This is a genomic window from Bacillus timonensis, assembly GCF_000285535.1.
GTDB lineage: Bacteria > Bacillota > Bacilli > Bacillales > Bacillaceae_L > Ferdinandcohnia > Ferdinandcohnia timonensis.
In genome coordinates this window covers 508,916-524,153 of the sequence record NZ_HE610985.1, presented here as the reverse complement: position 1 = coordinate 524,153, position 15,238 = coordinate 508,916, and the positions used below count along the sequence as shown (strand labels likewise).

Sequence of the window (15,238 nt, the reverse complement as noted above, 5' to 3'; positions counted from 1 at the left end):
TTAATTTATACCTCCATTCAATAACGAGTTGATGTTCATGTTAATTGTATTTTCTATTTCAGGGGCAAACGGAGCTGGCAACCCAAAATAAAAACAGGATTCGTAGGCCTCGTATCCACCTTCTGCTATCTGACTCGCAGTAGGAATATAACCAATCATTCCATTACTGTATGGTATTGGCAGCACTTCTTCTGAAGATTGCTTTTTAATATTGAGGCCATATTCCACAACCACTTCTGCATTCATAGTTAAAAGGGTTAACCCATTAGCAATGGTTAATATTTGTATTTTGAGAGGTACGTAATTTACGAGACGTTCAGGATTATTAAGGAGCAGTTTACTCCATTCTCCTGTGACACCTGATCGTCCTTGTTTTGATTCCAAGAATTTTAGAGCGGGTATGGATTGTAGGGGAAGGTTCAGTTCTACCATTTTTGCAGAAAGAATACAGGGTGATAATGATTTCATTGGACTACGTAATGTTTTAAGCACCTGATGAGCAAGTTGAGTTGCCAGTTCGTCTATTTTTCCTGAGTCAAAATAAAATCTATTATCCTTTATTAGGGATGGCTGGATATCTCCGCAGCAGCCTTGTAAGTATGCCGCTACTACATTTTCCCCAAGAGCAGTTTCAATACGCTGCATGGCCACTCCGGTAAATTCTGAAGTTACTAAGTTTTCCATACTCGTTACTGGGTGACATGTATAATGGGTTAAAATGGCCTTTGTTTTATCATTTTCCGTTCTGAAACGGATTAAATTAAGTTGTGGATCAATTGGACCCGCGGGATTTGAAGCAAGTTTCACCCGATTTTCAACTTTTTTCCGGCGGTTTATCCCGATATGACATTCACCGATTCCTTTATCGATCGTGACGGGTTCTACATTATTCAAAGCTAACTCAATTCCTTCAAATAACCTTTGCTCTAAGAATAGTAAATACTGATTATCACATCTTCCGAGGGATTCCGTGAACCGTTTGGTAGTCTGAGGCGCGGAGTGATTATGAGTAGCATGTAAAACAACGAATTCTGGTGCTAGATTCCATTTTTCATAAAGCTTTTTTTGGAGGAGTTCTATGTATTCATTCCCCCACCAAATCAGATCCGCACTCACAATCAGCCCTCTTTTTTTCCGTTGGAAAGTACTTGTTCGAATAATAAAATCCTTGCATATAGAGGATGTAACACTCCTTCGAAATTATCCTTCCGAGATTCGAATCCCGCTAATGGTACGGGATGAAGGGGAGTGATGTCTATTTTCGCCGTTCCAAGTTGAAGGCCTAGTCCATCGCTACTCATTTGATTCATCTCCTTAAAAAGTTAAAGATAGGCAATTATAAATCTTGTAATCGTTCAAGATATACCAAAAGGGATTTGTTATTTTTAGTCTTTAATGCATACAGCAAAGAGTAGAACATACTGGATTTTACATAAAAATTACATATTCTGTCATAAAAGGTTTTGTCTATAGGTCCACCATAAGATTGAAATACCTCGTGGAAAAAGGACTTTCCATAGGTCTTGTATATACCTGTAAAGTCATATGCAGGATCTCCAACCTCCATCGCACCGAAATCAATGACTCCTGAAATACGCATACTTACGGGATTGTGAAGGATGTGTTTGGAGTTCAAATCACCGTGTATAAGACTGCTTTTAAATAGGAAGTTGTCAGGATTCATAATGAAACCCTCAAATAAATGCTCTACCTTTGCTTTTTCAATAGAAGAAATCAAAGGAAAAACCTTTTCTTGGATTTCTTCGTAGAAGTTTCCCCAATACTCTTTTTTAAAATCTGGTTTTACCTCATCAGGTGGAAAATAAGAATCAGCCGGAAAATTATGAAGAGCAGTTAGAAAATGGCCTAAATCTTCCGCTATCTGTCTTCTTTGCGTAACGGATAAATTTTTAATGCTTTTTAGTGGGATGCCTGGAATCATGGGATATCCTACATACATCATTTCATCAGGTTCACTTGAGGAATAAATGAAATCCGGAATATCTACAGGTAACGCCTTTTTCAACTCCGGTAAGATTCGCTGTTCCATTTTCATTGAAGTTTTATCCTCATCTGTACGTGGAAAACGGAATATCAGTTTATTGCCAATAACTAAGACTCGATTGGACCAACCTTGATTATTTTCAACAATCTGCTCATCAGAGAACCGGGGATATTTCGTCCTAATAAAATGAATCAATGCATCGGCAGAATCAATCATCATACATAATCTCCTTCAAAATTTTCATAGTTACAAAAAAGCTAGTTTCAAACAACATCGTACTTTCCCTTAACGATTGAATAATTGGTTTACTTTTAGAATATTTTTCTCATCCCAAAAACGTGTTACTTTGTCTGAAAAGAGGCCAATAACTACCAACATAAACAAAAAAGCATGAGACCAATAGCCTCATACTTTCCTAAAAACCTCTTCCCCCACCGCCAGATCTACTGCCGCCGGAAAAAGAAGATCCTCCGCCACTATTTGTATTTTGTTGAATTTTTTGCTGGGTCACCCTTGTGTTGTAATGTCGATCCATTTTGTTTGTAACGTTGAATGAATTAGATTCTAAATAGGTGCTGGCTGTTGTTGTGGACCGCCCACGGTTATACATTGCCATAATTCCAATCGAAATCACACCAATTCCAACAGCAATCGCAAGATAGAGTAATAGTTCTTTAATTAGTTCATCATTCGACCCTACTGAGCCGCCGCTAGCGGTATAGGACGTATTTCCCTCAGATGGTACATATCCATCAGAAGAAGATGAACCTTCTGGAATTCCTTTATCCATCGTCATCTCTAAATCCGCCAAAAAAGCTTTTGCACTTTCACCAAATGCCTCTTCTGTTAGATATGGGTACACATGATCAAGAATTTCTTCCACGGTAACGTCCGGGAAGTAATCAACAATGCGATCCCTTGTGAAGATATATACTTCACGGTTATCCATGTCGATTAGATATAGTACCCCATCCTCTGTCTGTCCGTACCCGAATTCATGACTATCATAAAAATCACTTGCATATTGCCTTGCTGACTTACCTTCACTGTCATTAGTAGTCACTATTGTGATATCCATTTGGAATTGTTCACTTAATCTACTAGCTTGTTCCTGTAATTCTACTTTTTCTGTGTCCGAAAATAAATTGGCCTGGTCAAAAATACTCTCACCATTAGCAAATGCACCTGTCGCAAAAGTCAGTAATATTAGGAGGAAGAATGGTAGTAAAATCAGCTTTTTCTTCACCATAAAAATAACCCTCCTAATGACAAGATTGCAAATACACTTGCTGAAATCATTCCAAACCATTTGCTGGCTCTTCCAATGCTTATTGGCAAGTTCCCAGCGATTTTACCGGTTTGCCCATTCATTGCAAAAACATAGGTTTTCCCTTTAAATTGATACGTAAACATCCATACCGGTAATAAAACGTATTTAGCCTTTACGTTTGAAAGTCTTATATTGGTATTCTGAATGGACACCGTGTTATATCCGTGGATTGTCCCTTCAAGTAGTGTTCCTAGATTATCACGGAGCAAGCTTGAAATTCTACCGTAGACGTCGTTTTGGTTCATATCATACTTTTCGGCAAAAAAACCAGATAAATAGGACATTGAAAAATCAGTTAAATCCTTATAATCATACGGCTCAAGAATTGACATGAGCTGATCATCCATTTTTTTAGAACCATCAGCTGGTACATCGCGGAACTTGGCGTTTCCTTCCCGCATCACTTTATAGTATTTGGTTTCAGTGTACCTAGTATCTCCTCTTGTATACGTTCTAACTCTTCTAGCTTCACCTTCAACTTTTCCGGCTGTTTTACTATCAAACAACCAAAATGGGACATAAATTCCAGAAAGTTTTTCTAACTGTGAATTCGAAGTGAAGAACTTTGGAAGAAGAGGTTTGCCTTTACACCATTTCCTAAATAATTCTTCTGCCTTTTTCCGATCGATTTTAAAAGGAATAACCTTTTCTGGGCGGTACTCCCCCTCTAATTGTCTAGGGATAATCGTTGGGTTGTGACAATAATAACAAAAAGTAGCGGCGGTGGTATCATCGGTTACAATTTCAGCTCCACAACTACTGCAAGTATACCCTGTTGCTTTTTCATTAAATTCCCGGTCTAGTTCCTTTGCTTGGTGTAGTGCCTCTTCACTAGCATCTGCTTCGGCAGCTACTTTCTCATGATCTACAAAGTTTTTTACATCTGTTTCTGTGAATTCACTTAAACAGTAATCACAGGTCCAGTTTTGGGTTTCAGCTTTAAATGATAATGGTCCCCCACAGTTTATACACTTATAGACTATAAGCCCCAACCCATATCACCTCTTATTCTTTTGTATATGGTTGATTAATGCTCAAACCGTGTTCCACACTCTGGACAGAATTTAGCATTTTGATTAGAAGGTTTAAAACCACAATTTGGACATGTATGTTCTTCTGGCTTTTTACTACCACAGTTTGAACAGAACTTTCCATGATTTTCTTGGCCACATTCGCATTGCCATGTGTCTTTTTTAGCATCCTGTTTTGGTGAACCACATTCTGAACAAAAGTTACCTGTGTTTGTATGTCCGCAAGCGCAAATCCACTGATTTGGGTTTGCTGCACGTTGGTTCTGTTGTCGTCCTGCTTGTTGCTGCATTTGCTGACGATTTGTTTCAGAAGCTGCACCCATAAAACCACTCGTGCCTTGCATACCCATTCCCATGCCTAAAAACCCTTGCATCGAACCAGCTTCATTGGATCCAGCCGCCTCTAAACCTCTTGCTATGGCACCTTGTACATAACCTTCACGAACAGAGGGGTCCTGAAGCATTGCTCCTTGGTTTCTCATGTTTATGAGTTTTTGTGATTCCTCATCATAGGTAATACTGTTGATTCCGACGGATTCTATCTGCATTCCGCGCATCCGTGTCCAATCTTCATCAAGGACGTCAGCCATATATTTTGCAAGTTCCATACCTTTTGATGTGACGTGTGAAATCCGAATCCCATCTGCGGACATTTTATTAATTGCTGTTTGCATCGCATTCATATATTCAGATAAATATTGTCCATTGATGTCATTAATATCAACATTCGATTTGTTTCGTGGAATGGCTTCCATAAAAAATTTAATAGGGTCAACGATTTTAATGGAATAAGTCCCGTGAGCACGTAAAAATAACTCCGCATTATAAAAATTATCGAAGTAATTGATAGGGTTACGAGTACCAAATTTAATTCCTTTGATTTCTTGAAGGTTGATAAAATATACTTTTTGCGATGTGGATGGGACACCTCCAAATTTAAACCGATTGAAGGTTTCGTACAAAGCTTCTTCAAATTGCCCATTGAATAAGGATGGCTGTGAAGAATTTACAACTTGGTAATAGCCTTCTTCAGCTGTATAATCAATTATTTTTCCGCTATCTACTAAAATCATAAATTGATTGGGGTAAACGTGAACGATTGAACCATTAGAAATAGTTGAATCGGTTCCTTTAAAATTTTGATTTCGACGATCTTTTGCTCGTACTTTTACACCCATTGACATGACGGTCGTATCACTCATAGCCTGAGGTTCGATAACCTCATGCCATTGATCGGCTAAGTTTCCTTTTACCGCACTGACTGCTGCTTTTATAATGCCCATTTATAACCCCTCCTGCTAAAAACAATATCCTTGTAACTTTTTGAATGAAATTTTTCTGTCTATATTCATGATAACAGATAAAAGTGTTGCTGTTGCCAACTACTATTTTAATACGATTATCATAGGCAATTGGTTTCGTTTTTATGGAAATTGACAAATTTTACAAATAAAAACTGAGTAGGAACACCCACTCAGTTTTTATAATCCTTTCACCCATCTAGCAGCCATCTCAATCCAATTCTCTATTTCTGGCTGGATATGATTATCTCTACCTTTTAATTGTGTTTCTTCTGTTCCAAGTGAAAGTCCATGAACTCCTTCAGGATAAATATGCATTTCAAGCGGGACTTTGTGTTGTAATAAACTTTGTGCAAAGAGCATGCTGTTTTCAACAGGCACAGCATTGTCTGAAGCTGTATGCCATAAAAAAGTTGGTGGGGTTTCGTCCGAAACTTGGTTTTCTAACGATAAAAACTCTCTTTGGTTTTCGTCTTCGAACTTATCTCCTAATAAAGCCCGGAAGCTACCCTCGTGTGCATGAGGACCAGAAGTAATAACAGGATAACTTAGGATTAAACCATTTGGTTTGATTTGCTCCTTTGAATAGGTCAGTTGTTCTGTTAAAAACTTCTCTTTCCAGAAAACTCCTAAGCTTGCTGATAGATGGCCACCGGCTGAAAAACCCATGACAATGATTTTGTTAGGGTCAATATTCCAGGTATCGGCGTTTTCACGAATGAAGCCGATTGCACTTGCTAACTGGCATATGGCAGTTGGGAATACCGTTGGTTCCACACTATATCTGAGAACACTTGCGTGATAACCTCTACTTAGCATTTGTATTGCTACGGGTTCTGCCTCACGGTCAGATGTATGTACGTACCCGCCACCTGGACAAATGATAATCATTGGTCTTTTTCTGTCTGGGTCAATACTCGGTGAATTATCAAGAATATACGTAAATAGATCTGCTTTTTCATTTTGATGTATAAGTTCATGTTTTTCGTGAATCATGCGCTCCCACCTTTTAAATTTTTCTATGTATAAACTTTCGACATTTATTTTTGACTTCCTTCAAAAAAATAAAGGAGATCAGGTCTCCTTTATTTTATAATAAACTTTTGAATGATTCTCGAATGACATCACCGCGACTAATGATTCCAACTAATTTTCCATCTCTTTCAACAGGAAGTTTTTTAATATGCTTTTTTCCAAGAATGGCTGCAATGTTTTCTACATCTTCATTATATGAAATTTTTAAAACCGATGTTTTAGCAACCGTCATTACATTGAGTTCAAGTAATTTCTGGGTACGTTCTTCATAGTCATCTTGATCTTTCACGACTGCAATATAGTTAAACGTGTTTATCATAATTTCTCTATGTTTTCCGATATAACGCATAATATCGCCATCACTTATGTATCCGATGATATGATGATGATTATCGATGATTGGAAGCCCGCTTATTCCATGAGTAATAAATTTCTGGATGACGGTTTTGACAGTGTCTGAATCTTTAACCGTAATTACGTCCTGTTTCATTATATGTTGAGCCTGCAAGTTAATCCTCCTTTTTGTGATACATCTTCCCGTCTTATTTTCCCAGTTTTATTAATTATTATTTGAAGATAAAAGAGGGGTTGTCCACAAAGTTCACTTTTCAGTGACTTTCCGAACAACCCTTTAAAATTCTATTCATATCGAAGTGCATCAATTGGACTAAGTTTTGATGCTTTGTTTGCTGGTAAGATTCCAAAAATGATACCTATAAATGCAGAGAATCCAACACCAATAATGACAATTATTGGACTAACGGTTGCTGAGATTGGTGCAAATTGTGACACAATGATTGTTCCCAATGTTGCAAGTCCAATTCCTAACAAACCTCCTAATGACGTTAATGTCATCGATTCAATTAGGAATTGCAATAAAATTCTACCACGAGTTGCCCCAAGTGCTTTTCGCAAACCAATTTCTCTTGTTCTCTCAGTAACTGAAACGAGCATGATGTTCATAACACCGATTCCACCAACTAATAAGGAAATCCCGGCAATACTACCGATTACTAGTGTCATAATGGTAATGACTGTATCGACCTCCTGTTCGTATTCGCTAAAATCGTTAACCGTATACATCCCGTCCTCAAGTTTTTTTGCTCTAGTTAATGCATCAGCTGCGGAACGTCCAATTTCAGAAATTCGTTCTGGGTCATCTGCAATGATAGATAAGCGTTCGATTTCTCTATTTCCGAACATCATTGATATGACTCCTCGAGGCATAAGCATTTCACCTGATTCATTGTAACGATATTGTTCAGGGATAGGTGATTCATAGACACCGATCAACTTATACGGATTCCCGTTGAGATCGATAATTTCACCGATAATATTCTCTTTATCACTAAAAAATTTCTCGCGAGCAACAGTATCAATCATGACAACACGGTTTCTTCCATCATTATCCCGAGCATTGATTGGTCGACCTTCGACAATTTGAATATTTCGAGCAGTAAAGAATTCAGGTCCAACTCCGGTAATTTCCATTTCACCCTGTTTATCATTATAAATCAATGGTCCCCATCCTTGGTTTGTGGCGATAACAGCTTTTACACCGGGAACTTCGGAAAGAGTTTCGACGTCTTCTGAAGTAAGTTCAGGTTCCACCCAAAACATCTCTGATTCTTCCTCTCCCTCTTGAGGAGTCGGTTGGTACCAAATATCGACTACATTTTTTTCAAGACTAAATAATTCTTCCGTCATTTTTGTTTTGGCGCCTTGTCCAATTGCAACAATAATGATTACAGCTGCCACACCAATGATGATTCCGAGCATCGTTAAAACCGACCGAACCTTATGATTCCATATCGAGGATAATGCTACCTTAAAACTTTCCATTAGACTCATAAAATTCTCCTCTGATCATCCGTTATCATACCATCCTTTAAAGTGATAACCCTATTTGCATATGCGGCAACTTCTTCCTCATGGGTAACGATAATAACGGTTCTTCCTTCATTATTTAGCTGAACCATTAGCTCCATAATTTGTTCACTTGTTTTTGAATCAAGGGCACCAGTTGGCTCATCTGCTAATACAATCGAAGGGTTATTTACAAGAGCCCTTGCAATAGCAACCCGCTGTTTTTGTCCACCTGATAATTGGTTTGGCAAATGTTTAATTCGATCACCAAGTCCAACCTTTTCTAACATTTGCTTAGCTCTCTCTGTTCTTTCCCGCTTTGGCACACCTGCATAAATGAGTGGTGACTCTACATTTTTTAATGCATTATGGCGTGGCAAAAGAAAAAATTGCTGAAAAACGAATCCGATATGTTCATTTCGTAATTTAGCTAACTTTTTATCCTTTACAAGTCCAATTTTTTCCTCGTTCAATTCAAATTCACCCGAAGTTGGAGAATCTAGAAACCCAATAATATTCATTAAAGTGGATTTTCCAGAACCAGATGGTCCCATTATGGCAATGAATTCCCCATCCTCAATTGTTAAATCAATTCCGTGGAGAACAGGTATTTCAAGCGCCCCGTTTCCATAAACTTTTTTAATCTTACTCAACTTCATCAAAGGAGGTCACTTCCATTCCATCATGCAATCCTTCGTATGGTGTTACTACCACTAGTTCATCCTTTGTGACACCTTCTGTGACTTGGATAAACTCATCATTCATCGAACCTGTTTGAACTTCACGTCTCTGTAAGATTCCATCTACTAAAACGTACACAACTGCAACTCCGCCTTCATCTAAGATAGCAGTATGTGGTATGACTGGTAGTATTTCAGCACCTGGTATTCTGACTTCTAATGAAACGTGGAAACCTTGGCGAAGCTCAGAGGTATCATCTGTAATTCCCACTTTGAATGGGTACATCGTGACATTGCCCCCACCCATTCCAGGAAACTCTTCGCCTCCACCACCGTCATTATTCGGGAAATGTGAGACGGATTCAACAACACCCTTCCATTCGCGGTCTTTGTATACTTTTGGACGGACGATAACCTCTTGCCCCTGTTGAATTTTTACTGCATCAAATTCACTCATCGTACCAATTACCTTATAAGGTTTGTTTGAAATAATATGTATGACTGGTTCTGATGCACCCGTTTCCGTCGTTGCAAGGTTTTTATTTACTTTTACAACAATCCCGTCCATTTTACTCACAACTGTCATATCTTTTTTCTGATTCGTTATTTCTGTAATTCTTTCATTTGCTGCAGTTATTTCAGATTTTGTATTTTCATATTGTAATTCCATTTGTACTTTTTCGTTCGTAAGCTGGTTTACATCTTCCTGAGGTACTTCTTCTACTTCTTCTACTTGTTCCGGCTCTGCACCCTCTTTAGTCTCGGAAGTCTCCTTTTTTGGCTTAGCTTTTTGTGCTGCCACATTCTTTTTTGCAGCCTCTATTCGCTTGCTGAGTGCTGTGATTTGACTTTGTTCGGTTTTAGCTCTTACCTGAATTAAATCCCTTTCTCTAGTAGCTCGAGCTAGCTCAGTATCTAGCTTTGAAGAATCATAAACAAATAGAGGATCACCTGCCTTTACAGCTTTGTTTTCTTCTACTTTATATTCACTAATTTCTCCATGCTCAGGATTTAAAAATACTTTTTGTTCTCCTTCTGGCACAATTTCTCCCGTTACGAGGATTGTTTCTATTAATTCCTGTTCCTTTGCTTTTTGCACCGTTACGTTTACTTCTTCAACTTGGTTTCCAACTGATGCCATGCTTTTTTCCTTCAAGAAAAAGGCTGCTGCCCCTCCTGCGATTACCAGTAGTCCGACAATCGACAAGATCCATACCAAAACCTTCTTTTTCTTCACCATGTTTCCCCCTGTAATTTGCATTAGGTAACTTTGAATCTCTCTATCTGTCATTTTGATTAGTCTAGTTGAAGGTGACTAAAAAATTCCAAAATTAACCCTAATCATTAAGACGGCAAAGTTCGCTAAAAGGTTTCATTTTTTTACAAAAATTTTTAAAAGTTTACAAAAAATGAAAGTGGCATAAGAGTGGTCCTCCATTTTTTTTGGACATACAGTAATACGTTCAAAAGTTCCTCATAAAATGTACAAGTTGTAATTTTTGTTTATGGAGTGAGTGCTTTTGAATGTTAGTATTTTAATTAGTTATATTGCTTTGGGTTTGGCACTAGCTGCTCCCATTGGTCCTGTTAATGCGGCGCGGCTGGATAAAGGAATCAAGAATGGCTTTTGGCATGCGTGGGTGGTTGGGTTTGGATCAATGATTGCAGATGCCATCTTTATGTTTGTTGTATATCTGGGGTTGGTTCATTTTCTTGAAATACCTCCTGTACAAGTATTCTTGTGGTTGTTTGGGGGCTTTATTCTTCTCTATTCAGGAATCGAAAGTATGCTAGGGGCTCAATCGTTTGAATTAGAATATAATCGAAACAAGGAATCCTTTGTAAAATGTTTTTTGACTGGTTTCATTATGTCCATTACAAGCCCGCTATCCATTTTATTTTGGCTTGGAATCTATGGCTCGATTTTGGCAAAAACAGCACAGGAAAATGGTACAAGCGATTTGTTAATTTATAGCTCAATGATTTTTCTAGGGCTGACTCTGTGGGATCTTTTTGTGGCTGCACTTACAACAGTATTTCGTAAATTTCTGACTAGTATCGTTCTGATTTGGATTTCCATTTTATCAGGTTTGTCGCTAGTTGGCTTTGGGGTTTATTTTGCGTATCAAGGCATAATGACATTGTGGGGATAACAATCATACATAAAAAAAGTAGCCCAAAAGCTACTTTTTAAAGTAAGTCATTTCTGCTACCTTCTTCTTGGCCGCTCGAAATAGCATTCATTACAGATTGCAAATGTGAAGCCAATTGGAAGGTTTTTGCCGCATCGTTTGCATACCCGTTTGGCTGATTGAATTCCGCTCTTTAATTGTTCATGGATTTTGTCACTTATTTCTTCTCGAATCCTTTCCCAATAATGGGCTTCTGTCTGTTTCCCTAATTTATAAAGAAATAATAAGTGAAGTCCGACCGCTTTATAAGACAGTTCGAGCTCCTCTAATCCAGTTTCCTTAAGGATTGGATCTGGAAGTGGATTTCCGTCGACAATCGCTTCGAGGTTTTTCTTCCATTGTGAGCGTAATGACGGTTCATTTGATGAAAACGGCAAATGTAAAAATCCATAAAGGTCAGGTAACGAAAGCTTTGCCTCAATAATTGTATCCTCTACCAGTTCATAAAGCATCCGTTCCTCATATAGACTTGCCTTTTTGGTTCCTTCTGGACTTCTAAATTGATCCCATAGATAGAAAAACATTCTCATTTTTCGAGAGTATTTTTGAAAACGTTCTAAGACCGCATTCGTTGGTGCAATTGCAAAGCCCTGAAGCGGTGCATCCTCTTGTTCTAATAAACGTGTCATTGTTTTAATATCACTCGTAAATGCAACTTTTCCGATATCATAGATGCCTCGTCTTCCAGCCCTTCCAGCGATTTGTTTCACTTCCTGTGAGGTAAGTAATCTTCTTCTTGTTCCATCGAATTTATCATTTTCTAAGAAAACAATTCGTCTAATCGGCAGATTTAAACCCATTCCGATTGCGTCGGTTGCTACAATAACAGTTGTTTCCCCGTTATTGAATCGTTGGATTTGCTTTTTTCGTGTTTCCGGTGGCATACTTCCATATATCATACTTACACGACGACCACTTCTTTGTAACTCAGAAGCAGTCTCAAGAACTCTTCTTCTTGAAAAACAAACTAATGCGTCACCTTTACGTGTTTGGTTTAATCGAAATAATTGTGGTTCAACCTCTAAAGGCACATCCCGATGATATTCATGAACCTCTACATTCGAGTTTCCAAGTAATTGAAGAATCATCCATTTAGCATGAAAGCTGCAAATGATGTGAACCTCTTTTGCATTTGCATTTGTGATGGCTTTATACCATGAGAAGCCTCGGTCTTTATCAGCAATCATTTGGGCTTCATCAATCACAATTACGTCGTAAAAATCTTTTTCTCGAAGCATTTCAACCGTTGCGGAAGAGTGATTTGCTCCCTCCACTACCTTTTCTTCTTCTCCTGTTTTTAAATTGCATGGAATTCCATCCTCATTTAACGTCTCATATATTTCAAGTGCTAATAATCGTAATGGGGCTAAGTATATCCCGCTGGTTGCCTCTTTCATTCTTTGGATTGCCTGAAAAGTCTTACCTGTATTCGTTTCCCCAACATAAAGAACATATTGGATATTTCGGCCTGGTGATAAATGATAGGCATGTCCGAAAATATCCTCAATCATTTTTTGTTCCTCTTCTTTTTGACGCCTTATTTCCTCTTTTTCCTTTTCTACTCGTTCTTTTCTCTCGGTTATGTCTCTTTCAAATAATTCTTTATGAGTGTCTAGATCAAAAGGAATATCAATAAGCTGAACAAGGTCTGACACATAATCCTCTAATATATCCTCAAATAAATCATCACGCACATCAAGAAAATATTCATATGCCACTTCTTGTAAAAAGGTATTCGATAATGATTCATTAAAGCTAATTTTACATTCTTCAAACATACGTTCTGGAATATGTGATTTTAACCAATTAGGTCCAAAATCCATGAGTTGTTGTAAAATGAAATCTTCATATTCTTCAATTAAATTTTCTTGATAAAAATAACGGTTATGGGCAAGTTCTGTTTCTTTATAAAGATAAGAAGCAAACGTTACATCATCTGAGGACAAAATCAACCCCTTTTGCTCAATTTCAATTGCTAAATGACTACCAAGCAAATAACGAATCCTTAAAAAGAGTTCTTCATAGTGGTTACTAAGTATTTCGTTCAGATAAAAATTAAGTTTAAGCATAAATTTTCTTTTCGCTTCACGTTCTTGTTGTTTCTTGATGCGATTTTTATAGCCTTCTCTTGCTGTTTCATATTTTTGTTCCCACTTAATTGGTTGATTTGCAAAGGTGACCTCAAGCCAATTGATAAAGTCAAAAGGCTCAATGTTGCGAACTTCTGTTCGAAATAAACTATTTAGTAGCTTTTTACCGACACCCTCAACTTCAAAGCAATGCTGAGATAAATAGGCTTTTTTCTCTGAAATAGGTGCCTGTGTGGCAGTATTCAGCCACGCATTAAGCCAGATTTGTTCGATAAAAGACTCTCGCTCACGTACATATTGTTCATATGAAGGCATGGGTTCCTTTTGTTCTAAATAATGATTGATATCGTCCATAATCATTTGTTTTGCTCGTGTGACAGCTTGATTATAGAGCTGTCCAAGTTCCTTACTCATCTTATTCTCCTTGTCAACATGACGTATTCTTTTTAGTTTATATAGGACATAAAAAATTATTATCTATAGGATGATATTACCACAACCGCTCACTGCAACTGTTTGTTACAATTTGAAGATAATGAAATTCAGGAGGACAACATCATGAAAAAACGATTTATCTTCCTTAGTATTTTGCTCGTGATTATATTTGTTGGTGGATTTATCGCAGGTACTCTGTATACAAGCCCGAACCAACAAAGCTCAAAAATAGGTAAGGAAGTACCTCGTTCATCAAAAAAGCCAGAACAAAAAAAGTACCAAAACTTGATAAAACACAATCGAAGGTATTAGTTGGATATGTGCAAGATTTTCGGGATCCTAATAAAATCGATTATTCTAAGCTCACACATATTATCTTTTCATTTGTTCACCCGACAAAAGATGGTCAAATCTTATTTACAGGTGATCATGCCCTAGAAAATCTTAGGAAAATGGTCTCCAATGCCCATAATCATAATACAAAAGCAATGCTAGCAGTTGGCGGTTGGTTTCATATGAATGGCGGAGAATCCTATGATTATTTTTCTGCCGCACTAGCAAAGCCGGAATCGCAAGAGAGGCTAGTTAATGAGATCGTTGCAATTGTTGAACAAGAAAATCTAGACGGTATTGATATTGACTTTGAACATCCAAGAACAGATGCAGATGCTATGAATTTACATGCATTTATACAAAAAGTAAGTGAGAAATTACATTCGAAAAATAAAGTAGTATCCATTGCCGTTCATTCGAAGATTCATGGTCAAACCTTAACAGAATTAGCGTATGTAAAATATGAGCCAAAAACTTTTACGTATGTCGACTATGTCAACATAATGGCATATGATGGCCAATGGGATGGCGGCTATCATGCTGAGAATTTATCACCTTATCCATTTACCAAAAGTGTTGTCAAGTACTGGGCGAAGTTTTTTGACAATCACAACATACAAAAAGACAAGCTAGTCCTAGGTGTTCCGTTTTATGCACAGCCCACAGACCCGAACATTAAGCAAGTTTCGTTCGGAGCAATTGTAGAAGCTAATCCTGAAAATGCGGTCAAAGATATCGTTAATATGAATGGAACAACCTATTATTATAACGGCCAGAAGATGATGACAAGAAAAACAGAGCTTGCTTTGAATCACGGATTTGGTGGAATGATGATTTGGGAACTTGGCCTTGATGCAAGTGGGCCAAATAGTTTGACTAATACACTATATGAATCAATTGCCGTTACAAATGTAAAGAAATAATTTTTTTGTTATGTTAT

General features: G+C 37.6%; 15 protein-coding genes. 3 read left to right on the top strand and 12 right to left on the bottom strand.

From position 1 onward, the window contains the following. The 11 genes from BTHG_RS02905 to BTHG_RS02855 all read right to left on the bottom strand — a co-directional run bounded on the left by BTHG_RS02905 (position 1) and on the right by BTHG_RS02855 (position 10,488). Complete coding sequence (locus BTHG_RS02905) at positions 1-1,116, bottom strand: neutral/alkaline non-lysosomal ceramidase N-terminal domain-containing protein (protein ID WP_010282115.1); 1,116 nt, start codon at positions 1,114-1,116, stop codon at positions 1-3. A 2-nt stretch (positions 1,117-1,118) separates the two neighbouring features. Next, complete coding sequence (locus tag BTHG_RS02900) at positions 1,119-1,301, bottom strand: hypothetical protein (protein WP_010282114.1); 183 nt, start codon at positions 1,299-1,301, stop codon at positions 1,119-1,121. Between the two features lie 35 nt (positions 1,302-1,336). Next, a complete protein-coding gene (locus BTHG_RS02895) occupies positions 1,337-2,224 on the bottom strand; it encodes a phosphotransferase family protein (RefSeq protein WP_052307730.1) in 888 nt (295 codons plus the stop codon). 196 nt (positions 2,225-2,420) lie between these two features. Continuing rightward, positions 2,421-3,254: a TPM domain-containing protein gene (locus BTHG_RS02890; protein WP_010282112.1), complete on the bottom strand. Its 834-nt coding sequence runs from the start codon at positions 3,252-3,254 to the stop codon at positions 2,421-2,423. Continuing rightward, a complete protein-coding gene (locus tag BTHG_RS02885) occupies positions 3,248-4,327 on the bottom strand; it encodes a hypothetical protein (RefSeq protein ID WP_010282110.1) in 1,080 nt (359 codons plus the stop codon). The genes BTHG_RS02890 and BTHG_RS02885 overlap by 7 nt, the downstream gene beginning before the upstream one ends. A gap of 35 nt (positions 4,328-4,362) precedes the next feature. Beyond that, positions 4,363-5,649 (bottom strand): SPFH domain-containing protein, encoded by a 1,287-nt coding sequence (locus tag BTHG_RS02880; protein ID WP_010282107.1) that lies wholly within the window; start codon positions 5,647-5,649, stop codon positions 4,363-4,365. A gap of 198 nt (positions 5,650-5,847) precedes the next feature. Next, on the bottom strand, positions 5,848-6,663 hold the full coding sequence (locus tag BTHG_RS02875) for an alpha/beta hydrolase (RefSeq protein WP_010282104.1): 816 nt from the start codon (positions 6,661-6,663) through the stop codon (positions 5,848-5,850). Between the two features lie 94 nt (positions 6,664-6,757). Then, on the bottom strand, positions 6,758-7,210 hold the full coding sequence (locus BTHG_RS02870) for a CBS domain-containing protein (protein ID WP_010282101.1): 453 nt from the start codon (positions 7,208-7,210) through the stop codon (positions 6,758-6,760). A gap of 131 nt (positions 7,211-7,341) precedes the next feature. Then, complete coding sequence (locus tag BTHG_RS02865) at positions 7,342-8,553, bottom strand: ABC transporter permease (protein WP_010282098.1); 1,212 nt, start codon at positions 8,551-8,553, stop codon at positions 7,342-7,344. Then, positions 8,550-9,230, bottom strand: coding sequence for an ABC transporter ATP-binding protein (locus BTHG_RS02860; protein WP_010282096.1), 681 nt, complete (start codon positions 9,228-9,230; stop codon positions 8,550-8,552). The genes BTHG_RS02865 and BTHG_RS02860 overlap by 4 nt, the downstream gene beginning before the upstream one ends. After that, positions 9,214-10,488, bottom strand: coding sequence for a biotin/lipoyl-binding protein (locus tag BTHG_RS02855; protein WP_042341400.1), 1,275 nt, complete (start codon positions 10,486-10,488; stop codon positions 9,214-9,216). Before BTHG_RS02855 ends, BTHG_RS02860 begins: the two co-directional genes overlap by 17 nt. A 280-nt stretch (positions 10,489-10,768) precedes the next feature. Here BTHG_RS02855 and BTHG_RS02850 point away from each other — a divergent pair, with 280 nt between their 5' ends. Next, the gene (locus tag BTHG_RS02850) at positions 10,769-11,401 is read left to right on the top strand and encodes a LysE family transporter (protein WP_010282091.1); all 633 of its coding nucleotides are present in this window, start codon (positions 10,769-10,771) and stop codon (positions 11,399-11,401) included. Positions 11,402-11,457: 56 nt separating this feature from the next. Here BTHG_RS02850 and BTHG_RS02845 read toward each other — a convergent pair whose 3' ends face one another. Then, the gene (locus BTHG_RS02845) at positions 11,458-13,944 is read right to left on the bottom strand and encodes a DEAD/DEAH box helicase (protein WP_010282090.1); all 2,487 of its coding nucleotides are present in this window, start codon (positions 13,942-13,944) and stop codon (positions 11,458-11,460) included. A gap of 144 nt (positions 13,945-14,088) precedes the next feature. Here BTHG_RS02845 and BTHG_RS26120 point away from each other — a divergent pair, with 144 nt between their 5' ends. Both BTHG_RS26120 and BTHG_RS24150 read left to right on the top strand, forming a co-directional pair. Beyond that, positions 14,089-14,277 carry a hypothetical protein gene (locus BTHG_RS26120; protein WP_010282089.1) on the top strand — a complete coding sequence of 63 codons (189 nt, stop codon included), beginning with the start codon at positions 14,089-14,091 and terminating at the stop codon, positions 14,275-14,277. Between the two features lie 8 nt (positions 14,278-14,285). Next, positions 14,286-15,221, top strand: coding sequence for a glycosyl hydrolase family 18 protein (locus BTHG_RS24150; protein WP_010282088.1), 936 nt, complete (start codon positions 14,286-14,288; stop codon positions 15,219-15,221). Positions 15,222-15,238 lie beyond the last annotated feature (17 nt).